A 26,173-nucleotide genomic window follows, 5' to 3' on the forward strand; every position below is an offset into this window, starting at 1 on the left:
CCGTAGAACTCTGTAAATATTAAAAGGATTTATGAATGAATACCAATAGCTTTGAAGGTGCCCAAGTCTATACTCCATTATCATTAAAACTCTATAACTGGTGGGTACTGAATATTTCAAATAATCATGCATGGCGCTGTAGCACAAAGGACATATTACTCCCTCATTTACAACAAAATATGGGGCCCAAGCATCTGGATATTGGCGTTGGAACCGGTTATTACCTGGCAAAAACACCGCAAGGCTCCCAAGATATAACACTGATGGACCTCAATCCTCACAGTTTGGACTCTGCAAAAAAGCGTATTGGCTCAGAGCGAATCTCAGAATGTATATTGCATGATGTTTTCAAGCCTTTACCCGCTCATATGCACAATAGTTTCAATTCTATTTCTATGTTCTATGTTCTATCTACTACATTGCCTACCTGGGGACATGGAAGCCAAGCTCCCTACAATCGCACTTGTAGCTTCAGCAATAAAAAATGGCGGTATTATCTGTGGAGCGACAATTCTTGGTGAAGGGGTTGAACACAACGCGTTTGGTCGTAAATTAATGGGTATTTATAATAAAAAAGGTATTTTTAATAATCGAAGAGATTCACTCGAAAGTTTACGTGAAATCCTTTCCATGCATTTCAAATGTGTAGACATAAAATTACACGGAACCGTTGCAGTTTTCTCTGCATATAAAAAAGTTAATCAATGATGAAATCTTGATTATTAGATTTTTCATGAAAGCAGCAGAAAATAATCTCCACTATAGAATTAACCAAGCCATTAAGCCCGGCCTTGTATTTCTAATTTACGTCTTCAGCGGGAATATCCTCGCTTTCAACTTCTGGCATCTGAACTCGCAGATCAACAAAGTGTCCCACCGGAATATCGATAGATAGGTGCTACGTCATGGCTAATACCTATGGATTGCAACACCCCAACGCTAACGGTTTTATCAGAATCGCTTTCTATAAGTGTGTCACTCAGAACACCCAAGGAAGAGTCCGATAGTGCGTATCACATAAAATACGCCTTTCTGATGTGCTTTCCAGCAACTCCGGGTAACCCCATCTCCGCTGCTGAAAGCTTTTTCTGAAGGGAGAACTGTTATTGGCAAAAATCTAAGAATTAATTGTCGTATATGTTACATTACACCACAGTGAATCACTTACACCAAAGTCAATAACCTCACCATTTACCTGATTGTATAATTTAGATATTTCGCCAAACACTAACACTTCTGCAATCGCAACTGATCTTTCTTTACTTGCATCATAACCACGAGCACAATTAAGTGTATATGGTAGGGGGGTATCATCCACATCCATAGGCACATAGGGCAAACAGCAGGTAATATGCAGTTTGTCGTTAAACGACACATCATCTAACACCCACGTTTGCTTTGCCCTGTAAATACCCTCCCCCTTGCTGAAGGCGCTACGTTTTTTAAAATCAGACGCCCAAGATTCATTATTATTTGGAAAATTACCACTAACACCATTAATTAATGTCGACATCCGTTTCTTTACCTTTTCCATGAAAAATGAGCTGAATCTTTCCGAGTGAATATATTGTACACATCCAAAAGAAAAGGTGAATGATCTTTCTCTCTTTTAGGATTCCTCGTATAAGTAAACTTGAGTGCGTGCCCCATATAACCACGTATGGACTGCAAATTGACGTATCAATCAACGGGGAGCAGGTCAAGACAGTGTAAGCCATACCAGCTTGTACCTGGGCCGCAGATTTGGTTGTGTCATCCGTATTCACCGTAAAATCAATCCCCATCAGAGAGGGGTATTTTGACGACAACTAATTGATGAACAATGTTAAATTATTTCTGAGAATCTAAGAGAAAAGTGCTTTATACCCGCGGGGAGATAGATCTACATATTTAAAAAAGAACACCGGCCAGTCCGGTGTTCTTTCTGTGATTAAAACACCACATCAATACTATTCAGGATAAAAGTCACTATCCATGATTTGATCAAATGTCCATGGGCAGGATTTAGGGAATGCCTTTTCATCCATGCCGGTTTCTCTGGCTGCCGATAAAATAGCATCGCCATAAGCATCCGTTGTCATTTCATCAAGCTCCCGCTTAAGACTTGGACTTTTCGAGAGCCGACGAGCAACTTTTCTTCGCTGTTCAGCAATAGTGAGTTGCCAGCTACGACCACGGTGCGAAGGTTGAAATGCCCACTTCAGGAGGTGTAGAAACAATACCTCAAGACGAGATTCCAACTCGCTTCGTTGGCTATTCCCCATGCTTTCGATTTCCTCCAAAAGGTTTTGGGTGTCCAACTGATTTAGACTACCTGAACGCAGCAAATCAGCCTGATCTTTAGTCCAGCCATAGAAATCAGTGTCATAACGGTTAGTCATAGTGTTCTCCGCTAACATTGCACCTACCTTAATAAAGTGAGTCTGTCAGAGAAAAGAACGCCAGTCAAAACTGGCCGGTTAATTTGCCGTAATTAAAAAAGAGTACCTTCAACACAGGCAACAATAGTTAGGCTATCGCATAGAACACGGCACGGCAGACACAATACCCGAGTCTACTGGATAGGTGTATCTCCATATGGGCTTAGAATGAATTTTCAGCGTAACTTTGATGCTGGGGTTCATTATGTGCTGGCGGCAGTGAAGTGGGCTTTTCTGACTTGTAGACCAGTTGGCCACTAATTTTGACCCACTCGACCACAATCAATCGGGCTTTAAGTGCCGGGCGGCTTTCACCGGCATGATCACCCTTGGTCAGGGTAAACACATCAGCAACCAGCCCACTGAGTACAAAACCAATGAGCACCTGTTTCTCTTCATCCACCGCCTTTTGGCAACGGTTGATAAGAGAAACACTTTCTTTGCCTACAACGGTAATATCAAAACGCGTATAAGACGCATTGTCAGTGGGCCCGGTAAGAGCATTGATCACCGCACAGGTGAACTCACCATTATTGCCGGAAACCTTACGAATATTATTGAGATAGCCGATACCGGTGACATTCAGGTTGAAATATTCAGCACGAGGCTGAGAAGGTGAATTTGGTGCATTGTTGGTAGAAAGATGGTTAGTTGAAATACTTTTTGTTGAATCATTATTGGTTGTAGCAGCGTTGGTTGCAGTCATGATGTTTTCTCCGGAGTGAAAATAAACAGCTAGCGGAGAAACAATCATCCCGTGCGGAAGAAAGTTTCCCGCAGGGAAGTCAGCAATTGAGCAACTGACTGGCTGTATTGGTTAAATATGCCTTAACCCGAAGGTCTCTGTTTGCAAAGGTTGACAGATTTGGCTTAACCGCTCGAAAGCGCCACCTCTCAGGTCATGATGGCATTGGCAGGTGATTACCCGAAGGCGTTCCTCTCAAATCACTGGAACATTGGCAGTTGTCGTAGACAACAAGTAACCTGTTCAGTTTTCAACCGGATAAGAGGTAAGTCAATATGTCGGGTCAGGAAAAACTGGTACGGGAAGTGCGAGAATAAATAGCGATCCGAAAGTACTTCGGATGGGGCTGCACCATAATTGATTCATATTTAACATCTTCAATTACGATGAAGTGGCGCTATCGCTCATTGGACTCTGATCACGTATATGCAGCAAATTTGCCGTGGATTCATTGATCGGCGGAGAAAAAATAGAACGGCGGGTACCCAGCAATACTGCTGTATCCGGCTCCCCTAGCTCACTAATGGCCTGCTGCCAAACACTATTATTTTCAATAGCATCCAGACGAGAAACCGCGACTGAGCGATAGCGCATGGCACAACCGTAAATCTCACGCACCAGACGACTGCCATTGCTCAACTTATCATAGCGCTGCTGACGGGAGATCAATCCATAATGAGCCGCTTGCAGAACCAGTTTGGCAAACTGGTCGAAACCTAACAATAAGAAAACACAGCGGTATCCCAGCGGGGTATTACTGTAGACACGAATATCCAGAGGCTCAGAGACTGTTGCTTCAGATAGGGTTGCCCCTTTGGGCAGCCACTGCATATTTTTTCCTATGCTTTCAATCAAAGCCTGCATATTACTATTAGCAGCGGTTAGCTTCTCTTCCATACCCAACATCGCTGCATCAGCCCAAGGATTATCCTTTAGTGAATCCTGATTAATCAGCGAGGCCTTATAAAGAAAATGTGGCATCCCTATAATGGCTGATTTTACCACTGTGCCATCTTCATCTTTTTCAACGTGCCGTCCCTGCCACAGAGCAATGGCATAATGGCTGTGAAGTTCAATTTTTAGCTCCGAATGTAAGGAACCAGTACGTTTTCCCAAACTATCTGTCATCGTTGTCACCTGCTAATCAGTTAAGAGAAGCCAAATAGTCGTGAAACTGCAGGATGATCAACAAGGTGAAATTGAACATTCAGCCCCATACTTTCAAATACTGGACTGATAGGGTGACTTTTTAACCTTGTTGCCAGTGGCAACAATATTGCTTTTTAACCATCTGGCTTATCCTTATTTAAAAATTTGCTTTTTATATCCGCGATAACGCGGGCAACCTGTCCCGCAGAGGCTCGTTCTACCGGTAATAAACCACGGCTTACAGGTACGGTGGCATAAGGCGATTGTTGAGGCTGTTTGGCTGAAATTGCTGCTTCCGGTATGGCCATCTGCCCTTCACGAGCACGCTTTAGCATACTTAGCACCCACCCCAGTGGATTACTCAGTTGACCACGTCGTAATTGTGTCCTGAGCTGCGTCAGCAGCGCTAACGATTGATTTTCCGGCAATGCGTTCAATTGTCCCATCAGCATATCCGTATCCTCCGCGGATATTCTGCTTAGCAGAGAATCGGGTAAAGACAGTGCTGGCGAGTCCTTAACACTGTTCGCATCAGACACGTACGTTTTTTTATTCACACTGAGTGTGAAATGACGTACGTTACAGTTCGGTTTTCGAACTTCGGGATAAGTGCCTGATTTATTACTGAGTTCGAAATCCGAACACAGTGTTTTTTGCTCAATTTCTATGCCTTTTCTACTGAGTTCGGGATCCGAACTGGGTACAGATTCTCGACGTAAAGCGGCCATTTGCCGCGGTGTGGCTGAACTCCCCAAACGGATCTCAATCATACTTAGGCGAGAATGGCGATGCCGCATGCTCGGATCGTTACGAATCTCATTCAGTACCGCCAGCGCGGTCATACGTACTGCTTTGTTTTTGTGCTGACAGCTTGATGCCACGAGTTCCAACCAGCCGGGGTCGAAGGTTTCAGCATCTCTGCAACTGAGAGGCTCATCATGCTGGGCATAAATATTCCCTCTGACTCGGCCATGTGCATCCCTGACTCGCTTGCAAAGGCTTAACCATCCGGTAATTCTCAGCATTAACAATGCGCGGCTAATGGTTTCGCGTGAGGCTTTTTCCGCGTGTGGCGATGCTAATTGCAGCTGCAACTCATCATAAGTCGGGAAAATTGCGCCCTCATGCTGCTGCGCGTAAAGGCGGATCATGACCCAGGCCGTTTTATCTAAAGGAGAGAGCCGGGTATCCATAAATAACCGGCGCGGAAATGCATCATGTACATTGCCAAGAAAAAGTAAGCCACTGCGCTCGCTGGCAACATCATTCTCCGATGTGCGTTTGGCAAGGCTGGTCTGCATTCGTGATAACGTGAATTCAACGATGCTGTCTGGCGGTAATCCCATCACCTTTACCTCTCCTTAACCTGACAATGATCACACCACGGGGGGAATATGCACCGGTTCTGGAAACACTTATATACGATGTTCTTCAAGTGCAACTTGCCGAGAAAACTATTTTCTATTTTCACGGCTAGCCTCACGGCACCAGTTGTTCACCCGACTCCAGACCGCAGTAAGTGATACCTGATGCTTTTCAGCAGCCTGCATCATGACATCCAGCGCATCATGGGAGTCTGCCGTTGTCAGGTTTGCAGCCTTCCACTGCTGCCAGATACCCACATCGTCCTCTTCATTTAGCGCTTGAGTTCTGCCCTGTCGGGTCTCAATACCGTTGAGCCGACGGCGAGCGCTCACTTCTGCGGCGGTCAAACCGAAATAGGTTTGCATAAGTTCGATAGATCCCCCCAACGCCAAAGCGAGATCGATACGCTGCATACGCTTTTGTTCGGTACGCGCTTGCTGCACAATAATCCAGAAATTATCGTGGTTAATACTGAGATTCAGTACCGACACGCTGCTCTGCATCAGGTAATGCAGGTCATCAAGGGTCAGTTGGCTGAGCTGGCGTATCTCTTCAATCGTCATCCCAAGCGACTCACAACGGCGAATGTTGCCAGATTTCACTTCCATCAGCAGATGATTCAATATGGCATTTGTTGCCTGCGATAAGCCCTGGTTCACAGTAAACCTCCGCTGTTTGCTACATCTGCCTCACGCTGCAACTGACGCAAGCGATGTAATACGCGCATAAGACGCATGATTTTAACCAAATGGATATCGTCAAGTATCGGAGGATGGGATTGGTCGGCTGAACCTACAAAGGTTTGGCAAAAAATGGACAGGCTTATGCTCTCTTGGCCTGAATGCTCGGTTAGTCCCAGTAGGAAAGTCACGAATCGATTGGTATTATCTGCAGGAGTGCTATAACCAGCCGAATCACGTTGTTTATATTCAATAATATTATCGGCACAGCCCATAGCCTCAGACAGTTCAAAAGCCAATCGGTAAGCCATATCCTGCAAATGTTCAATATCATCCTGTAGCGCGGGGATATACCAGATATCATTGACCGGTTCCAAACCTGTTACCGCAAAAGCAATCGACGAGACAGGGACCCCGCCATCATCGACTGATTCACCGATGGCGGAGAATAGCGGTATAGGTGGCGCAGATGAATCAGCGTCCTTATCAGGCCCAAGTTTAGTGGAAGGACCGGTCAATGTGCCTGAGCGCAACCCAGTCAGAGAGAGAGTCTCATTTCGCTGTGGTGGAATATGAGTGACAGGCATTTCTGAGGCTTTTGTCGAAGCGCTATCTGGGGTTGGCGCAGCTATCGGCGAAGGTGCCGCTGGATTACCGTAAATTTCGCGGCGCTGCTGCTCCTTAGGATCGAGTTCAATCAGCCAGCGGTCATAGTTCAACGCGGGATGCGGCAGTGCTTTGAGTAATTCGCCAATCAGTTCATCACGAAGCATTTCCAGCGAATAGGTATCGGGATGATTGAAAGCACAGCAAGTATCAGAAAACACATCGTAAAAATCCTTCTTCGGTACAACATCGGAAGAGAAGATTTTCCATGTTTTTTCGGCTGTTGAACGCAAGGCAAGCAGAGGAAGGACTTGAATACGAGGCAAACCACTATCCAGTAACACGGGTAAAACCGGATAAAGATGCTTTAAGGTATCTTCCATACGACTGATGGTTGAACTGTGAATCGGGTATCCCTGCTGGTTAAGCAACTGTGAAAGCTCGCGCAGTGTCACCCCCCTTCCCAGCTCTTCTTCCCAGATAGTGCGCGCCTTGTGGATACCAAAAGATTTCTCAATATATGTCAGGTCACCACGTATTTCGTTTTCAGTCAGATGGCCAATAACACACTGCAACCGCCCCGGCCAGGGTTTGAAAATGGTGTGAATTCGATAAAAACGTTCGTCCTCGGTTTCCTGCCACAATTCACATAAAACTTGGTATCGAGTGTTGCCGCCATCGCTGAAGATATAGACGTCCTCGCCGTCAGGAACGCGTGTCACCTTTGGGATAGAATCCAACCCTCGGGTGCGGATTGATGCTTTGATATCCTCAAATTTGGGATTACGTGTGGTTCGCGGATTATCTGGATTGGGGCGCAGTTGATCCAGCGTCAATACCATCGCCATCTCACTAACCGGTAATACCGTCAACTGTCCGGATGAATGGGACTGCGCCGGTGATTTTCCACGTTGCAGCATGGCATCTGACAGATTTAAGTTATCAGTTTTGCTCATCAGTCAATGCCCCCAAGTCCCGTTTGAGCCTTAATATCGTCGAAACGGGTATAACGGCTGTCAAACTTGATTCTGACCGTACCTATCGGCCCCTGCCGCTGCTTGCCAATAATGATCTCGGCGATCCCCTTGTTTTCGGTGTTCGCGTTATAAACCTCATCACGATAAACAAACATGATGACATCAGCATCCTGCTCCAATGCACCAGAGTCCCGAAGATCTCCGTTATTTGGGCGTTTATCTACTCGTTGTTCTAAAGAGCGGTTAAGTTGCGAGAGCGCCAGTACCGGGCATTTCATTTCTTTTGCTAATGCTTTGAGCGCACGTGATATCTCAGCAATTTCCTGGGTACGGTTCTCTTGCTCGGGGCAACGCATCAACTGTAGGTAATCCAGCATGATCAGCGCGGGCTTGCCATTTTTACGCGCATTACGCCGAGCGCGGATCCGCAGCATAGCGGGTGTCAGGTCACTGCTATCATCAATGACCAGCCGATCCCGCCATTCTCCGAGCATAATGTTGGCAGCATGACTAATACGCGCCCAGTCTTCATCGTCCAGCAAACCACTTTTAAGACGCTGAAGCTCAATACTGCCCAGGGCAGAAACCATGCGCATCAGTAACTGTTCGGTCGGCTGCTCAAGGCTATACACCTGCACCACGCTGTTCTCACGCCCCTGAAGTACGCCAGTAACCATCGACATAGCCAATGCTGTTTTACCCATCGATGGCCGGCCAGCCAGCAAGATCAAATCGCCATCCTGAAAACCGCAGGTACTGGCATCCAGATCAATAAATCCTGTGGGGGTGCCTGTGATACCGTCACCCGACTTAGTTCGAAGCTCAAGCTGAGTAAGCATACTTTCCATACCATTTATTAGCGATACTGCTTTTTCAGGTTCGGATTGCTCGGCAATGGCGATGATCCGCTTTTCGGCTTTTTCCATGATTGCAGCAATATCCGCACGCGGTGCGGTTATTTCATTGGTGATGTCGTGACCTAAACTTGCAAGCTGACGTGCCCGGCTGAATCGCGCCACAATTTCACTGTAAGCGACAATATTGGCAGCACTGGGCGTGTTCTTACTGAGCTCGGCGGCATAGGCAAAACCGCCAACAAGTTCCAGTTGCCCCTGATGCTCAAAAGCATTCGTTAGCGTCAGTAAATCAATGGGTTTTCCAGCGTCGATAAGACGCTGCATCTCACGAAAGTAGATTTGATGAGCTTTGCCAAAAAAATCTTCCATCTTGAGAATAAGGGCAATATCATCCCAGCGATCGTTGTCCAGCATCAGTCCTCCCAGCACAGCCTGTTCTGCATCAACAGAAACCAGCCCACACAGAAGATCGATTTTTGATTCAACCATGATTAGCCTCCGGAATAGAAGACATCAACTGGTCAAAACTCTCTTTCCATTCAGGAAAAAGCTCACTGGCGAGGTTATGCATGGTTACGAAAGCAGAGTCACTGACGCGCCCGGTTATTTTTTCAAGTCGATGAGCGGGCTGCCCAATAGCATGGCCTTCTGCATAAATTTCAAGGTCATAGATTAAGGTGTTTAACAGGGAAACCTGTATTTTCTCACTGTGGGCACTGTAACGCCCATTATTGATAATTCCCTCAAGCTGTTGGTAAGTTTCGCGTGCCAATCGGGTGTATTTCATGCAGTTGATAAGAATACGAATTTCAGGCAGTTTTACGCCCAGAGCACCGAAAGGAAGAAGGTTCTCCATCATGTTGATGGTGCCGCGAATGAACTCCCTGACATCTGGCAAGATCGGCTTTACCACCCCCACAGCCGTATTGGTAGCAGCAAGAATGATAAGCTCCAACATAATGGATCGAGCGCCTTGGGCGTCGATGATAATTGCATCATATTGTTGGAAAAGAGAATGTTGCAGTACATTACGTAAACGTAGCCGACCATCTGGCGCATGGAGCATTGCCGTCGGTAATTGTGCATTCGGATCATTCGAGACGATCACATCCAGATTAGTGATCACACTATTAGAAATGATGTGAGAAGGATCACTGAGATCGGCTGTTTGCATCAGCAACTCAAACAGACCACAGGGTGCTTCATAGATTAATGCAAAAATGTTACTTGCCGTAGGCTGAGCATAATCTCCATCAATAAGGAGGGTTTTGAGACCGGCGTCAGCAAGAAAACCGGCAAGATTGGCAGCTTGGGTAGATTTACCCTCACCACCTTTGGTAGAAATAACTGGAATTATATACATTTAAACACCTGAATTAGTTATTCAGGTGAGCAATTACAATTTAATTACCTAATTTTATATGCTTCAACACAGGGATTGAAAATCCCCGTGTCCTTGGTTCGATTCCGAGTCCGGGCACCACTATTTATAAGGCCTCGCTGCAAAGCGGGGCTTTTTCGTATCTGGATTCTGCTCTATTTCCGCTCCTACTCCCTACCCATTACTGACACGATTTCAATAGATTTCCCCCTGTAAGCATCCCACACAAACGAACTATTCAATTTTAGAGATCTTGCGACATATTGATGATTTGTGCGGCGGAGAAACCTCTCTTCATAAGCAATGTCCTTATATCGTGGATGAGCTATTACCAGAATAGCCGTGTATTCGTTTTTTGAAGAGCAGCTCGGGGGTTAACCAACCCATCCAAAATAATAAAAACAAAAAAAGAGGTACTGCTTTCGCGCCAGGTGGCAGATTAATTTACTGTGGGGCAGGCACTTCTGGTCGCTTGGTGATGTTGGATGCGAGCGAATGCCCGCCAACTTATGGTACGCTGCGAGAAATGGTCGTAGGGCTGATCGCTGGCGGTAATACTGCTATTTTACAGGCAGTTGAAAATGCAAAAGATAGCCGCACACCTTATGTATTGGGGGCTATGGCCTATGCACGCCATGTTGGCGCTAGCGTAGTGGCAATTTCCTGTAATCAAAATAGTGAAATGAGTAAAGCGGCAGATATCGCCATTGAACCGCTGGTCGGCTCGGAAGTTGTCACCGGATCATCACGGATGAAGGCAGGGACCGCGCAGAAATTAATTCTGAATATGCTGACAGCCGGCGCCATGATCCGTAGCGGCAAGGTTTATAGCAATCTGATGGTGGATGTTGAGGCGACAAACGCCAAACTGGTGCAACGTCAGGTCGATATTGTTGTTCAGGCGACGGAGTGTTCCTCCGAAAAGGCGGAACAGGCACTCAATGAGTGCAACCGACACTGTAAAACAGCCATTATGATGATCCTAAGGGGTATGTCTGCTGAGGAAACTAGCGCTATCCTTAACAAAAATAAGGGATTTATCCGTAAAGCGCTACAGGAGATTAAAGTATAACCATGGCGAAAATAACCGGCACTACGATAGACCAAATTTTACTCTTCACCGGCGGGAGTAAAAATATCATTGTCTGCGGAAACTGCATGACAAGGCTCCGCCTCACCTTAAAAGACCGTCAACTGATACAACATGACGACCTGAAAAAAATCCCTGGGGTGATGGGGGTGGTGAACAGCGATGATCAACTGCAAATCATTCTCGGGCCGGGCAAAGCCCAGACCGCCAGCGAGATGATGAACAAGCTCCTGGGTTCTGAACCGCAGCAGGGACATGAAAGTGCTCAGGATGTTGATTTGCAGGTGCTGGCCAGCCAGACAAAACAGCAAATGAAAGCGAAACAAAAAAGCGCTGTTCATAGTTTTCTGACCAAATTCGCCACCATTTTTACCCCGCTCATTCCAGGGTTCATTGCCGCAGGATTACTATTGGGGATAGCAACATTGCTCCAGCAGACACTGGCAGTGGACGGCGTTATTCAGTCTCCGTGGCTGGCGGCACTGATTGCATACATGAAAGTATTTAGCATCGGCTTGTTCACTTTCCTTAGCATTCTGATTGGCTTTAATACACAGCAAGCCTTTGGTGGGACGGGGGTTAACGGCGCAATTATCGCTTCGCTATTTATTTTACGTTATGTGCCGGAAGGTACCGTCGGCTACTACGGTGGCATGGAAAACTTCTTTGGTCTGGCAATTGACCCGCGCGGCAATATCATTGGGGTTCTGTTGGCCTGTATCTTGGGCGCATGGATTGAGCGACAGGTGCGCCGTTTTATCCCTGATAATCTGGATATGATCCTGACATCGGCGATAACTTTACTCGCTACAGGAGCAATCACTTTCGTTGTTATCATGCCAGTGGGTGGCGAACTGTTTAAGGGGATGTCATGGCTGTTTATGCATTTGAATGGTAACCCGTTTGGTACTGCCATTCTGGCAGGGTTATTCCTGATTGCAGTGGTGTTTGGTATCCACCAAGGGTTTGTTCCGGTCTATTTCGCCTTAATGGATGCACAAGGATTTAACTCATTATTCCCTATTCTGGCCATGGCGGGTGCCGGTCAGGTGGGTGCGGCACTGGCACTTTATGCTCGTTCGCCAAAAGGTTCAGTCCTGCGAACACAGATTAAAGGGGCTATTTTCCCTGGGCTACTGGGGATCGGTGAGCCGCTTATTTATGGCGTAACGTTACCACGCCTGAAGCCTTTTATTACCGCATGTTTAGGCGGTGCTGTCGGTGGCTTCTTTATTGGCCTTGTTGCCTGGTTGGGGTTACCGGTGGGCCTGAATACCGTGTTTGGCCCATCTGGCTTGGTATCTATTCCTCTGATGACATCAGCCCAAGGTATTTTCGCCGGGATGCTGGTGTATGTGGCTGGTCTGGTTATTTCGTATATTTCCGGGTTTATCCTGACGTGGCTTTTCGGGCATAAGGATGTCGATTTAAGTTGATCTCGTGCTAAACGGTTTGGCCCTGCCCGGCAGGGCCAGCTGAAATCTTTCCGTTATTTCTATTATTCTCATCCCCATATCAACCGAACTCACCTGTTCCTATCGACACCAAGTCTAGATGACCGACTCATCCAGCCAGAATGTTAGCAAGCCGCGACTGATGAGCGCCTTGTTGTAGGCTGTCCAATGGGTGATTTCGAACCTTTGTTTTGCCACGAGATACTGCAATATCATCAGAAATGTGGTGATCCAAATCTGATTAGGGCTAAAAGTTCGATTTATTCAACAAAGATCTTATCTTTATAACTCAGTGAGTTGACTGATAATTAAGTGCCTTCGCTAATTTAGAATCCGCTTTCGCCAGTTTATCTAAACGCTTTTCATCAATGCTGTTCATCTGGCCTAAAGCTCTTGCCGTTTGACCTGAATGCCCTATCAGTTGCTGCTTGGGTACATTCACCATCAGGGTTGCTGCGTCTTCCAGAGCCTTGATATAGTCATCTTGCTTATGCAAATTATAACGTTTTAAATCCATCTTACTGCGTAATAGCTGTCCCCAATAAAACTCGAGGAAAGGTATTTCCTTATAGGGCTTACCCGTTTCAGGGTTAAGATTTTTATCAGACTTATCGTAAGATATACCGCGTAGATAATAGAGTATTGAGCGATATGGATCGTCCTGAAAAGCACTCGTGCCCAGAGTTGCAGGCAATTGAGAGAAAGTAATTGGTTTCCCCTCGGCATCAATAGGGAGAAAATGTTTAAGTTCAGTCATCTGTTGTTCGAACTGAGCTTGAGTAAATAACGTTCCGTCGTTGTCACGGCTTATATTCTGCCCGACCAGTACGCTTAAGGTCACATCACCGCCGCCACCGGATGCATCCCAGAAGCTGTTAAATGCATGATGACCATCAGTCAGGTAAAGTTTCCCCATTGGTCCGATATCAACCGTGTTCATATCAGCTTTATTGGTTCCTATAGCCTGTTTACAGGTATATGAAGTGGGATCTTTCGGTGTTGATGACAGGCTATATTTAGCCAGTTTCCCTGCCCCTTGAACTTTACACAAATCATTGAATAAGTGCTTTGAATCGCTAGCATAATCAGCCAAATCACCTGCAATCTGGAGCTTACCTACGGTTATTTGGGTCGGATGCAACTCACTGAGCTTAATTTGAATAACATCGCCGGGTTTAGTGAGTAAGTCGTTATGGGGCAGAGATTGTGCCGCGCACAAATTAGCAGAATAGAGTATTAGTCCACAAAATAATAAAATAGAGGTCGAAAACAACTCGCTAGCCCATCTTACCTGGGTAGCTCCAGCCTGATATAAGTAATTTTTGCTCAAAGACACATTGAACTCCTCCAGTGGACATTAACATTTCCTACCAATTTCATTGGCATATTGATTAAGCGTAGAATATCTCCCCCCTCGCAGCAGCACGTACTGCGAACATTATCTGGCGTTTATAGCAGTTGATACCCTATTTGCAATACCAGCGTAGGTTCCAGAGGATAATAATGCCCCGAAAATATCGACCATGAAACTAGCGTATCGATTAACCTGCCAGATAAAGAGATGCTTCAGCTTATCAGATGTTACATTGAAAGCCATGTGCAATAAAACCACCATTTACCCTAGTTTGTGATGCAGAAGTATTAGGATCATAAAAGTCTCCATTTTGAGCCAAAGCAGCAGATCTGCATGCAGCAACAATGGTTAATATAGTGATGAGTTTTTAATTATTCACTCTCTGATTACAATAAGGGACGTGTAAACACGACGCTTTGCCCTATTGATTGATATGATTACTCCATCTGTCAATCAATGCAGGGGAACTTAAATAAACGCTGGCATAACTTAAAATTTTATAATTAACTATTGCCAGCTAAATAAATTTAACTATTCCGTATAAAGTAGCAATATAAACACATTGGGATCCCTGTGATTTTTTTGTAGGAAAATTCATTTTTTAGCAAATAATAGAAACAGGAGACAATGAGATCGGTGAGTGGCGACTCGTTATTTTTCCACTCCTATAACTGTGTTGACATTTTAGTATTTCTTACTATTCAAATCCGCCACACCGCTGATGTTAATCATAACTATCACGTATAAAACTGTAGGCTACTTTAGTTTTAAATAAAGTTTAATCAAACTGTCTGTTTGATACTTGGCATAAATATTCCTTCTGTGTATGGAAACAGTTTTATTACTAATAGATAGTTTTTTTGCTATTTCTGAATTTGACATACCAGATAATATTAAACCACAGACTTCTTGCTCTCTACTTGTTAAAATACTCTTCTTTTCCTTTTTCAACCCATTACTTCCCTCCATGAAAAAATCATAATTAAATATAAAATCATGAACAATTTTTTCAATATGACTCAGAGATGCTGATTTACTAAGTAAAAATGACGAGACCCCAAGCATTAAATCAGTATAATTATGTGAGTACTCTTCTTCCTTAGTAAAGAGAAATGTTCTATTCTTCCTTAAATTAATAAGATGATACAATCTAAATTGTTCAAATTTTGAAACGTTATCTATATCTATAATAGCAATTACGCCATCTGATTCTTGTAAGTTTTTCTCTAATTCATTCAAATCATAACAAATAGAGACCTTTATAGTTTCCTCTCGCGCATTTGAGATTAAAAAACTTTCAACTAACTGCTTTAGATAAAATCTAAACAAGTCATGATGGCTAAATAAAATAATTTCTTCCAATTCTGAGCCTATCCTATCTCATAACAAAAAAATATACAATCCATAGTGGATCGCTTATTAACAATATAGTTTTAAGACTGTTTTTTATATTAGCAATGCAATAATAATCTACGTACTTTTAACTTTCATGAAGTTGACTCATTGGGTATCTTTTGTTGTTAATGATAAGTTAAATAGTATTGACTGAATATTATCTTTTTTTCATTGAGATGCAAAAAAGACATTATCATTATTTTTTCAATAAAATCATATAGGTGTAACAAACCCTCTAAAGATGTAAGTGAGGGTTTTTTATATAAAGACCCTCATTGATAAATTTATCTATGCTGCAGTTAGATGCTTTTCTCCTGATCTTTGAGCAACTGAGAATAGGCAGCTCGAAGGTCATCCATCAAGGTTGCAGCTACCGGTGTCAGCTTTTGTGTTCTTGAATAGATTAAACTGTAGACCCCTTCAGGAAGCTGCTCTTTGATTGGAATAGTACATATAAGGTCTTTAATTTGAGGCACTAAAAACATTGACTTAGGGCCAATAAATAAATAATCCTCATTTAATATGAGTTGTTCAGCGATAGTCGTTGAGTCGCCAAATATAATAGAACTTTTTTTGTTATTTTTATTGGGGGAAATTATTCCCTCTAGTTTACTATAGTACCCTGTGCTTGCTGTAGGTAGATACCATTTAGCATTCTGTAACTCACTCAATGAAGTACAATTAGAAAGTGGGTGTCCTTTTCGTGCAATCACAGAAAATTCAGTCGTTGATAAATGTTCCCCAACAAAATCGTTCAATGCAATATCAGGAGATATAACACCAATGTAGAAATCAAGTCTATTAAGGCGTAAAGAATCAATAACCTCTGAAAACTGCCCTTCAAAAACAGTAATACGTGTAGTATTGTAACGCTCTTGAAATTTTTTTATGACGCCAGAAACAATACTAAAAGCAGGTAAGTGAGAACAACCAAAAGTTACTGTTCCATGTGATGAATGCTCAATTTGTCGTAATTCATCAATAGCTCGCTCTAATTCATTGAGTACTGAATTCATTCTGGGCTCAAATACTCTTCCTAACTCGGTTAATACAACACCGTTAGTTCCTCTTGCAAGCAAAGATACACCGAGTATTCTTTCAAGCTCTTGAATACTTCGAGTCATAGTCGATTGTGTTTGGAAGAGAGCTTGAGAAGCTGCACTAATACTACCATATTGTATAACCGCCCTTAGATTTCTGAGCTGGTTTATTTTAGGTAATCTTTTCATTCTATCCCTTAGTGTTACAAAAGGTTTCTATATTGAAAATATATATATTTTTTATCATCACAAACATTGGCATGTTTCGATTTTTTTTAGCAAATTATTTGTGATTAAATTATGTCACAGAAATGTGATTATCTGAATGGTGAACTTGTCATACTTAACCCATGAACATGCAACATGTCTTTTACACTATAACTCCAATGTAACCTCTCTGAGAAGTTTTTAAATAAAATATTATCCTATTGATATCTTTGTACGGTGTAGGCATTGCTGTAGACCCGCCTCCTGATTTAAATACAGCACTCCCCAATACTTTATCTCGCATGAGTCATATCGTTGGTGAAACATAACCAGAATAAACATGTCAGCTCTGACGCGCAAACCAAAATAATCATTCAATCTTAATCACATGAATTAAGCTAATGCAATTTAAGAAATGTTATCTCTATGGCTTTAAAGTGCTCTATAGAACGATATCCAACAGTTTGACTTTATTGACTAAACACCTAAGACACTCAACAGATTCACTAAAAATTCAATCGTAGATAATGTTCAGGGGGTATAAAATAGCCAACATAGGAATACTCCTACACAAGAAAGGACCCATCTTATTTTATTATTCCAATTGATATTGTTTAATGTGCAGCCTATGAGATAGCACGTTAGCACCATTAGATAACAGCGGATAGGTCAAATAACCTTAGCTATCGTGGTGAAAAGACACTAAATGGTTTCGAGCTGATTAAGTTTAATGGCTTTGGCTCTAACAGTGAGCTTTCAAAATGGCATGATCGTGGAGGGTGTTTATGATTACTCGCTGGTGCATAGTGTGGATGCTAATGCCGCTAAGTTGACAATATATTCGTAAATTAAAATAGGCTAGAGTGATTTTAACAGGGATTCATTATGAATAATATCATGACTGATATACTAATCGGCATCTCTATATTTATCGCATCTATAGTATCCTCATTTTTTTTGTATTTTTAATAAGATAATTTACGTTTAAAATGACAAGTAGACATTGTTAAGCATTGATGCTCAACAATGTCTATTTTCAGTAGCAGGTATTGTTCTTGGCTCACTCTCCGACAAAACTCAAATGGATAAGTGTTAAAATACGTCAACACCAGCATATCCCCCCATTAGATACGAAAATAGGTTTCACCCTCGTAGATATGAAATGATAATGTTAATCATTTAGTTAAATAATACTAAAGAAATTTTCTATGTCATTTTACAAAAAAACGAATCAAGAAAATTCCTACAACGATATGTATCATATCCTATATTTAACAAAATAAATTATAGCTATAATCACGGCATGATATAAAAACTCAATCATTAGTATGCTACAGGATATTAAATACACTGTGGCGTAGCCTACGCTCCATATTTACGAAAGTAAAAATGGTTATCGAGAACGGTTTAATTACATTAAAAATACTAATAGTATAACTATTTGTTAATAAACAGATTTTCACTTAAAAACAATGAGAGATATAATAAAATTATGCCTGCCTTTAAAAAAACTCTAATCGCTATTGCCTTTACATCCATAGCAACGCCTGCGTTCTCCCAAATTATAGTAAATGGTACAACTGTAAATGCCCCTGATGGGACAGTAGTAGATACTGGTTTGATTAACGATTTTTCTGGGCATGCAGCAACGGTATCAAATGGTGGTGTATTAATTGCTGACGGTGATATCACATTAACGACTGGGGGTAATGCCGCTGATACTTTATATGCTTCTGGGGCAGGCTCACGTGTCGATTTTTTACACGGAAGTATATTAACCACTACAGGGACTGGCTCACACGGCGTGTATGCGCAAACGGGTGCCAGTGTTAACTTGGATGACGCAAATATCTCAGTTTCAGGAGCAAATGCCTCTGGCCTGTCACTGGTCTCTAATAGCCAAATTTCATTGAATAACAGTACCATTTCAGCAACAGGTGCCGGTGGCAAGGGTATAGCTGCTAATAATAGTTCAGTAATTATCAATAACTCTAGATTGACAACAACAGGTGCTTATCTCGGCTCAAGTGCCAGTGCTTTACAAATAGCAAATGGTTCACGAGGGAGCATGACCGGCTCATACGCCAGTACCGGTGGAGCCTCTGCCGCTGCGGTCTTCGTTGAAACAACAAATAGTGCAAATACTCAATTTGATATCATCGACAGTACCCTGGAAACATTCGGGGCGGGTACTGCGCTAGTCTCTTCTGAACTGAATGGTAATGGATCATCTTTAGCAACTGTCAGTGGAAATACGCAAATTATCACTCATCAGGCAACCGCAGTAAGTGCGAGAGGGCCAGGTGGTAAAATTGTTATTAACCCAGGAGCATCGGTTAAAACCCTCGGCGCTAATAATACTGCTATCCAGGCAGTTTTAGGCGGTCAGGCTGATATTACGGGTAGCACTATCAGTACAGCCAGTAATGGTGCTGTAGCCATGATGGCCAGTTCCGCGAGTTCTATTATTAGTCAGGGCAATAACATCAGTACGGTGGGTAATAATGCGTATGCTGTTCAGGCTAATGACAGTGGGACCACTATTAATGTGACTAATACCAATATAGTTACTAGTGGTAATAACGCGGATGCAGTGAATAGTAACACCCAAGCAATTGTGACTATGAATCAACAGAATGCCAATATACATAGTCAAAACGGCAAAACATTTAATGCTCTGGGTGGCACCATCAATGCAGTCCTTGATAACAGTAGCGTTATTAACAATGGCATATTAATAAATGCAGATACCGATGCTAGCCTGGCGAACTTTGGTATCGTTAATGTTAATGCAAACGATATGGTTTTAAATGGTGATATCCAGTCAGGTTTAGGTAGCCAAGCTAATCTCAGCATTAACAATACACAATGGAATGGTCTTGCACGTAATGGCGGCCAGGTGAATATTGATAGTCGCGCCATGTGGAATATGATGGCAAGTTCTGACGTCGCTGAGCTGACTAACGCCGGGACAATTAATTTCTCCAATCCTATTGCAGGCGACGTATTAACTGTCCATGGTGACTATATTGGTAATAACGGTAACTTATTGTTTAATACTGAATTAAATGACGACAACTCCATAACGGATAAAATGATCGTCGAAGGTAACACTTCAGGGAACACCTTCGTCAGCGTGACTAACGCGGGTGGCACTGGCGCGACAACGTTAAACGGTATTGAATTGATTCAGGTTAATGGCTTATCTGACGGTGAGTTTATTCAAAAGGATCGTATCGTTGCCGGTGCTTATGATTATTCATTGATGCGCGGTTCTGATGCTAATGCCAATAACTGGTATCTGACTAATGCTGTTATTCCTACGCCACCTTCAGACCCAACAGTTCCAACAGACCCTACAGTTCCATCTGCTATGACTGAGCGTCCAGAAGCTGGCGGCTATACTGCCAACTTAGCCTCGGCTAATAATATGTTTGTCACTCGTTTGCATGATCGTTTGGGCGAAACTCAGTATATCGACGCACTGACTGGCGAACAGAAAGTAACCAGTATGTGGTTGCGTAACGAGGGTGGGCATAACCGTTTCCGTGATTCTCAAGATCAACTGAGCACACAGGCTAACCGTTATGTGCTGCAATTAGGCGGAGATATTGCTCAGTGGAGCAATAACGACATGGACCGTTTCCATCTGGGCGTTATGGCTGGGTATGGTAACAGCAAAAGCACCACCATCTCGCAAGTATCCGGTTACAACGCTAAAGGGTCAACTGACGGTTACAGCACCGGTATCTACGGGACCTGGTATGCCAACGAGGCCGATAAGTCCGGCTTATATGTCGACAGTTGGGCGCAATACAGCTGGTTCAACAACACCGTTGACGGTCAAGATTTGAATACTGAAGAATATAAGTCTAAGGGGATAACTGCCTCGGTTGAGAGTGGTTATACCTTCAAAATCGGTGAAAATGCCGCTAAAAATGCCACCTACTTTATCCAGCCTAAAGCGCAGGTGACCTGGATGGGTGTGAAAGCTGACGACCATAAAGAAGCTAACGGCACGAATGTCTCTGGTGAAGGTGATGGCAATATCCAGACCCGTCTGGGTGTGAAAGCCTTTATGAATGGCTATAGCAGCCAGGATAAAGGTAAAGACCGAGTATTTCAGCCATTTGTAGAAGCAAACTGGATCCATAATACCAAAGACTTTGGTGTCACTATGGATAACGTGACAGTGAAGCAAGATGGAGCCGCCAATATCGGTGAATTAAAAGTGGGTGTTGAAGGCCAAATCAATAAAAAAGTTAACCTGTGGGGTAATGTTGCCCAGCAAATCGGCAACAAAGGTTACAGTGATACCGCTGTAATGCTAGGTGTGAAATATAATTTCTAACCTAGATTTCTATATTAGATATAAGTAAATAAAAATTAGATGATTATGACCTGCTACAAATAGCTGAAATCTTAAGTTCTAATAAACTTAGCTATCACTTTTTCTGGCAGGCTAATTGACCTTCCCTTTATGTAGCCGCTGTTTCCAGCGAAGCATTATTGGGGGAAGGCATAGCGCTTTTTTGGCCTTTAGCAATGATGTTCACTACGGCTATATTTATCTTTCCGCGAGTATCATCAGTAAATAATCATAATGTATTTCATGAAAAATCAAATAGATATAAGAAATAAATACTCATGCAGTATACATCACTATTTCGCAGTGGTTTTTCTTATTTTCATTCATTAGTTAAAAATAAAAGGAATTATTATATGAACTATTTTATCCTCAGCCAGTGCGGACTTATGTCTTTCTCTTTCAAAATACTATTGAATGATGTGCTATACCAACAGTCAGAAGACTCAGTAATAAGGGTTTACCGTTCTATTCCCTCACTGATAAAAAATATGGATGGGAAACTCAAGCTGATACTACTTGACATTACTGGATTCAAACATAGTGAAGTTCATGATCTATTAATTAAAATAAAGTCAGCCCACAATGTAGGGATTATTTTATTTTGTGACAACTACTCTGATCTGTCTAACCTCCCTAATATATATCATGCAGTCATATACAGAAAAAGTAATATTCCTTACATCAAAAAAACAATAGGGACAATATGTCACAACCGCTATGACGGTCATTTCATACCGCTTGATGAAGATAATCTGGTTAAAAATAAATTAACTAAACGAGAAAATGAAACATTACAATGTATTATATCAGGTTTAAATTCTGTTCAGATTTCAAAGAAGTTATCACTCAGTTATAAAACTGTCAGTGGCTATCGTCGTAGTATCTGTAGAAAATATGGCATTAACAACTTAAATGTTTATTATTTAAAATATAGAGAAGAAGGTCAGTAGCCGCACGCCTCATTAACGTAATAGGACATACACTACTGCAAAAGTAGTCGCTAATCGTGCGGGCTAGAGTATTAATGGAAAACTTTCCCATTTTTTCAAAGCTACCCTATAAACTGGTGTACCAATCTAGTTGCAAGATCGGCGTTTTCTGCATCAAAGTTGGCATTATCCCCATCACAAAACCCATGATGGCTGCTGAATATGCGGCTATCAACATTAGGATATTTTTTTAGTTCACTTTGCAGGATTGTCGTATCGAAAGAAGCTTCATGTCGGGCAAGGATGACAAGGGCTGGACAAGGTGGCGCAATATCGCTGTGCTCGCGGATACGTGAACCGTAGTGGCAGACAACCCTTGCGCATAACCCGCTTCTGGCCGCAAGCCAGGCAAGCGTGGCTCCAACACTAAACCCTACAAGGATAAGATTGTCATACTGTGGCCGCAGTGTCTGGAGCAGAGTAACGATATGGGAGGTGTCAAAACCTACATTTTCAATAAAATAGCGATATGCCTCATTCTGCTGTGCATAGCTAAATGGCTCATCGCGCCCAATAAGATTGAGGCAATAAACGTCCCTCTCCATCGCATGATATTCATGACACACCCGCCTGATATGCGGATTAATACCATAAATCTCATGTAGTACTACGATGGCGGTATTGCTTCCACATTTTAGCTCTAGCATTAGGCGTTATCGATTTCCGTTTTGTGCCCCCAGGCTGACAAATGCCATTCGGCAGTAAATAGTAGGACACTCCGCACTGTCACTCACTCATATAGAGATTTTGTGCTCACTACATTATCGAAAGGTCACACAAAAAATAACTTTCAATATCAATTTATTATATAGCTAAACTATTTTCTACATCGTCTTCCAATCCTTGCGCTGATTGAAGACCAAAATGACTATTACGTCTCACATTGAGTAAAATCACCCCATGATTTGCCACTAATCCTTAAATGAGCAGCATAACTAACCAGAATTACAATTTACACTATAATAAACAATAAGATGCCATATACTGGCTTCGGTGATGTGAAGCCAGCATTACGCTAATTGAAAATAACTACTCTTCTGTCACTGGCATAAACTCGGCCAATTTCTGCTTCTGTTTACCCCGGTCATCCAGATTAGCTGAGCTTAGCCAAAGCTGTATAGCTCGCCGAATCCCTGGCCATTCACTCTCGATAATAGAATACCAACGGGTGTCACGACTATGCCCTTTGGATACTTGTATTTGTCTGAAAGTACCTTCGTATTGAAATCCCAACCGTTCTGCCGCTTGAATCGCTGGCTGGTGCAAACTGTCACACTTCCACGCACATCGCCGGTATTGCAAAGTATCCAGCGCATAGGATAGCAAAAGAAATATTGCCTCAGTGCTGCATAAAGTACGTTTCATCAACGGTGACCAGTTAATCCAACCGATTTCTACCGCCCCATTCTCGGGGTCAATGCGTTGTAACGCGATAAAACCTACTGCTTTTCCGGTGGAGTAATTGATGACTGAATAAAAAAGAGGGTCCTTACTTGCACTAAGAGAGGCAATATAATGGTCACATTGCCTAATTGTGATGGGGCGATTAATGTGAAAGTAAGTCCAGTCACGCTCGTCATCAATGCTGTGCCAGGCTTCAAATAGATCCTTGCTATGCTTGATATCAATAGGTTCAAGGAGGCAATAGTCTCCTTTGAGGATAATCCGTTGGGGAGTTGTTCGAGGCAACCAGTCGGGTAATGATTTGCCCAGTGCTTGCCCATAGATATTTAATTCTGTCATTATAAATCATACCTGTGTTATGGAATTTATAAGGTTTCGGCAAGTTTTTCAAAAAACTCAGTGAATCCACCCTAAAATAATTTCACTTTGATCTTTAACTTTTCCAATCGTGCTGATTTCTCCAAGAAGAAAGTGATATTGGCCGTGCCCATAAATTCAAATTATTCAGAAAATACATCCTATTTTTGAATAATTAAGTCTTATAAATAATGACACTTCTTGATAATTTGTTATGTGATATCTATTGAGTAATTCAATTTTAAATTTAATAAACCACATTAGATCATGATAAACATGAGTATTTCACCTTTTATTTATTGTACTAATTATAACCAAACAATTTAATCAAGTGAGCTAATAGGTCTAATCTTGATAGCCTAATGTATAAATATACTTTTATCACTTCATTAAAAACGCATTATTTACTCTATAACCAAAAAAACAACTCAAGATAAAATCTCAACCGCCGATAATAATAAAGATGAAATATAAAACAATTTACTCAACTGTTTTATAGACACCGAAATTAGTTATTAACTGCCTTTCCAAGGTATCTTTCCCGTGTCCGACATTTGAGGTTTAATAACATGAGATTCATACGAAATATTAAAATAAGAACGGCACTTATACTCATTCTCATCGTGTTTTCACTGTTGTGGGCCGGGGCATCAGGCTTTGCTTTATACTCTCTTAAGCAATTAAACCAAGAGCTAGGTGTAACCCATACTCAGCAGCAAAATGGCGATATTATTAATAGTGCCAATGCACAATACTACCGCGCGACAACAGCGATGGAACGTGCTATGGGAGCAATGGCGAAAAATGACACTGGGGTTTTCGATCTTGAAATGAAGGCAACCCTTACCGAATTAGACGGCCTTAAAAATGGGCTCAGTCAATTTAAAACTATTGATCATGGGAAAATTGACTCAACCACAATAGATGATATTTATAACAGTTCTTTTAATCTCTATAACAGTGCAGTTTTGCCGATGTTTGAATCAGCAAGAGAAAAAAATATAAACAATTTTGAAGTAATAAAAACAGGTAAATATCTTCCGTTAAGACGGAACTTCAGTGCAGCGATAGACAAATACAACGCAAAAATTATATCCCTAAATGAAGAAGCAAATCAGCGGATTTCCCAATGGCTAGTGTGGTGTCAATATATCCTCGTCAGTGCGTTATTAATCAGTGTGCTTATCATGGTGACAACCGACCGCTATCTGGTTAACTTTCTCGTTAAGCCTTTGAACAGAGTAAAAGCTCATCTTGAATCTCTGGCACAAGGCGTACTTGACCACAACATCGTAGATCAGGGTAGAAACTGTATTGGCCAGTTAATTCCTTATATTAACAAGATGCAGGATAACTGGGCCAAAACAGTGTTTGAAATCCGCAACAGTGCGGATTCGATTTACAGGGGTTCTAGTGAGATATCAGTCGGAAATACCGATTTGTCTTCCCGAACTGAAGAACAAGCCTCGGCGCTGGAAGAGACCGCCTCCAGCATGGAACAACTCGGTTCAACCGTTCAGCAGAATGCAGATAATGCCGGCCAGGCAAGTACACTGGCGAACCAGGCCACTCGGGAAGCACAACAGGGCGGCGTCATTGTCAGTGGCGTCATTGCCACCATGACGAAAATTACCAGCAGCTCACATAAAATCGTCGATATCATTGGCGTCATCAACAGTATTGCGTTTCAAACCAATATTCTTGCGTTAAATGCCGCTGTCGAGGCAGCGCGAGCAGGGGAACAAGGTCGTGGATTTGCCGTTGTCGCCAGTGAAGTGAGAAATTTGGCGCAACGCAGCGCACAGGCAGCAAAAGAGATTGATGTGCTGATCAATGAATCAGTTAAAAATATTAAATCCGGGTCTGAACAGGTGACGCGAGCAGGTGATGCGATGGACAAAATCGTGAGCTCAGTCAGCAACGTAAATGACATTATGAGCGAAATAGCCGCAGCCTCGACCGAACAGAGTAAAGGGATCAGCCAAATTGGTTCTGCGGTGGTTCAAATGGACAGCGTCACGCAGCAAAATGCCGCCTTAGTGCAGCAATCCGCTGCTGCTGCTGCCTCGTTGGAAGAGCAGGCTCGTCAACTAACAGAAATTGTCTCGGTATTTAAAATCAAAGGAAAGGCACCTGGCGTTTCAACAGGCCCTCTGCTCAGGCCAAAGACACGAGTTAAGAGTGTCGCATTAGTCGCAGAACAGGGCGGTTGGACTAAGTTTTAATGTTACCGCCCTTCGCTGCCTGTCAGCGAAGGGCGCAGCGTACCCTCAATGATTCCCCCCTCATACTCCCACAGCACACTGCCAATACCTCAGCGGTATACCCTCTGTT

General features: G+C 42.7%; 18 protein-coding genes and 2 pseudogenes. 6 read left to right on the plus strand and 14 right to left on the minus strand.

Going from position 1 to position 26,173, the window contains the following annotated elements; translation table 11 throughout:
• The first annotated feature begins 35 nt into the window (after positions 1–35).
• Positions 36–708, plus strand: a pseudogene (locus Q2T71_RS16795) (class I SAM-dependent methyltransferase).
• Positions 709–1,117: 409 nt separating this feature from the next.
• On the opposite strand, the gene Q2T71_RS16800 reads toward Q2T71_RS16795, so the two are convergent.
• From Q2T71_RS16800 to Q2T71_RS16840, 9 genes are all read right to left on the minus strand, one after another.
• The gene (locus Q2T71_RS16800; RefSeq protein WP_075338724.1) at positions 1,118–1,513 is read right to left on the minus strand and encodes a hypothetical protein; all 396 of its coding nucleotides are present in this window, start codon (positions 1,511–1,513) and stop codon (positions 1,118–1,120) included.
• Between the two features lie 436 nt (positions 1,514–1,949).
• Complete coding sequence (locus Q2T71_RS16805; RefSeq protein ID WP_075338783.1) at positions 1,950–2,381, minus strand: DUF29 domain-containing protein; 432 nt, start codon at positions 2,379–2,381, stop codon at positions 1,950–1,952.
• 202 nt (positions 2,382–2,583) lie between these two features.
• Positions 2,584–3,126, minus strand: a complete 543-nt coding sequence (locus tag Q2T71_RS16810; protein WP_145512675.1) for an STY4534 family ICE replication protein — start codon at positions 3,124–3,126, stop codon at positions 2,584–2,586.
• 420 nt (positions 3,127–3,546) lie between these two features.
• Entirely contained in the window at positions 3,547–4,293 is a 747-nt protein-coding gene (locus Q2T71_RS16815; protein ID WP_145512674.1) for a PFL_4669 family integrating conjugative element protein, read from the minus strand.
• A gap of 155 nt (positions 4,294–4,448) precedes the next feature.
• Complete coding sequence (locus Q2T71_RS16820) at positions 4,449–5,660, minus strand: STY4528 family pathogenicity island replication protein (protein WP_186378662.1); 1,212 nt, start codon at positions 5,658–5,660, stop codon at positions 4,449–4,451.
• Between the two features lie 108 nt (positions 5,661–5,768).
• Positions 5,769–6,338, minus strand: a complete 570-nt coding sequence (locus tag Q2T71_RS16825; protein ID WP_145512672.1) for a DUF2857 domain-containing protein — start codon at positions 6,336–6,338, stop codon at positions 5,769–5,771.
• The gene (locus Q2T71_RS16830; RefSeq protein ID WP_145512671.1) at positions 6,335–7,921 is read right to left on the minus strand and encodes a ParB family protein; all 1,587 of its coding nucleotides are present in this window, start codon (positions 7,919–7,921) and stop codon (positions 6,335–6,337) included. The genes Q2T71_RS16825 and Q2T71_RS16830 overlap by 4 nt, the downstream gene beginning before the upstream one ends.
• Positions 7,921–9,288 (minus strand): SPI-7-type island replicative DNA helicase, encoded by a 1,368-nt coding sequence (dnaB-PI, locus tag Q2T71_RS16835; protein WP_145512670.1) that lies wholly within the window; start codon positions 9,286–9,288, stop codon positions 7,921–7,923. Before dnaB-PI ends, Q2T71_RS16830 begins: the two co-directional genes overlap by 1 nt.
• Entirely contained in the window at positions 9,281–10,162 is an 882-nt protein-coding gene (locus Q2T71_RS16840) for a ParA family protein (protein ID WP_145512669.1), read from the minus strand. The genes dnaB-PI and Q2T71_RS16840 overlap by 8 nt, the downstream gene beginning before the upstream one ends.
• Positions 10,163–10,598: 436 nt before the next feature.
• On the opposite strand from Q2T71_RS16840, the pseudogene Q2T71_RS16845 reads away from it, so the two are divergent.
• Positions 10,599–11,252: pseudogene (locus tag Q2T71_RS16845) on the plus strand (N-acetylmuramic acid 6-phosphate etherase); the annotation flags it as partial.
• Positions 11,253–11,254: 2 nt separating this feature from the next.
• Entirely contained in the window at positions 11,255–12,706 is a 1,452-nt protein-coding gene (gene murP, locus Q2T71_RS16850) for a PTS N-acetylmuramic acid transporter subunit IIBC (RefSeq protein ID WP_372559949.1), read from the plus strand.
• 307 nt (positions 12,707–13,013) lie between these two features.
• Here murP and Q2T71_RS16855 read toward each other — a convergent pair whose 3' ends face one another.
• From Q2T71_RS16855 to Q2T71_RS16865, 3 genes are all read right to left on the minus strand, one after another.
• Complete coding sequence (locus Q2T71_RS16855; RefSeq protein WP_372559950.1) at positions 13,014–14,060, minus strand: ParB-like protein; 1,047 nt, start codon at positions 14,058–14,060, stop codon at positions 13,014–13,016.
• 774 nt (positions 14,061–14,834) lie between these two features.
• Positions 14,835–15,440, minus strand: coding sequence for a response regulator transcription factor (locus tag Q2T71_RS16860; protein ID WP_372559951.1), 606 nt, complete (start codon positions 15,438–15,440; stop codon positions 14,835–14,837).
• 332 nt (positions 15,441–15,772) lie between these two features.
• Entirely contained in the window at positions 15,773–16,702 is a 930-nt protein-coding gene (locus Q2T71_RS16865) for a LysR substrate-binding domain-containing protein (protein WP_372559952.1), read from the minus strand.
• Positions 16,703–18,338: 1,636 nt separating this feature from the next.
• On the opposite strand from Q2T71_RS16865, the gene Q2T71_RS16870 reads away from it, so the two are divergent.
• Both Q2T71_RS16870 and Q2T71_RS16875 read left to right on the plus strand, forming a co-directional pair.
• Positions 18,339–21,071 (plus strand): autotransporter outer membrane beta-barrel domain-containing protein, encoded by a 2,733-nt coding sequence (locus Q2T71_RS16870; RefSeq protein WP_372559953.1) that lies wholly within the window; start codon positions 18,339–18,341, stop codon positions 21,069–21,071.
• A 371-nt stretch (positions 21,072–21,442) separates the two neighbouring features.
• Positions 21,443–22,039 carry a response regulator transcription factor gene (locus Q2T71_RS16875; RefSeq protein ID WP_372559954.1) on the plus strand — a complete coding sequence of 199 codons (597 nt, stop codon included), beginning with the start codon at positions 21,443–21,445 and terminating at the stop codon, positions 22,037–22,039.
• A 101-nt stretch (positions 22,040–22,140) separates the two neighbouring features.
• Here the strand turns inward: Q2T71_RS16875 and Q2T71_RS16880 are convergent, their stop codons facing one another.
• Complete coding sequence (locus Q2T71_RS16880; RefSeq protein WP_372559955.1) at positions 22,141–22,725, minus strand: dienelactone hydrolase family protein; 585 nt, start codon at positions 22,723–22,725, stop codon at positions 22,141–22,143.
• A 382-nt stretch (positions 22,726–23,107) separates the two neighbouring features.
• Complete coding sequence (locus Q2T71_RS16885; RefSeq protein WP_083161044.1) at positions 23,108–23,821, minus strand: GNAT family N-acetyltransferase; 714 nt, start codon at positions 23,819–23,821, stop codon at positions 23,108–23,110.
• A gap of 587 nt (positions 23,822–24,408) precedes the next feature.
• Between Q2T71_RS16885 and Q2T71_RS16890 the strand changes: the two genes are divergently transcribed.
• Positions 24,409–26,064, plus strand: coding sequence for a methyl-accepting chemotaxis protein (locus Q2T71_RS16890; protein ID WP_372559956.1), 1,656 nt, complete (start codon positions 24,409–24,411; stop codon positions 26,062–26,064).
• The last annotated feature ends 109 nt before the right edge of the window (positions 26,065–26,173 follow it).

Source organism: Yersinia sp. 1652 StPb PI (assembly GCF_041538345.1).
Taxonomy (GTDB): Bacteria; Pseudomonadota; Gammaproteobacteria; order Enterobacterales; family Enterobacteriaceae; genus Yersinia; species Yersinia enterocolitica_E.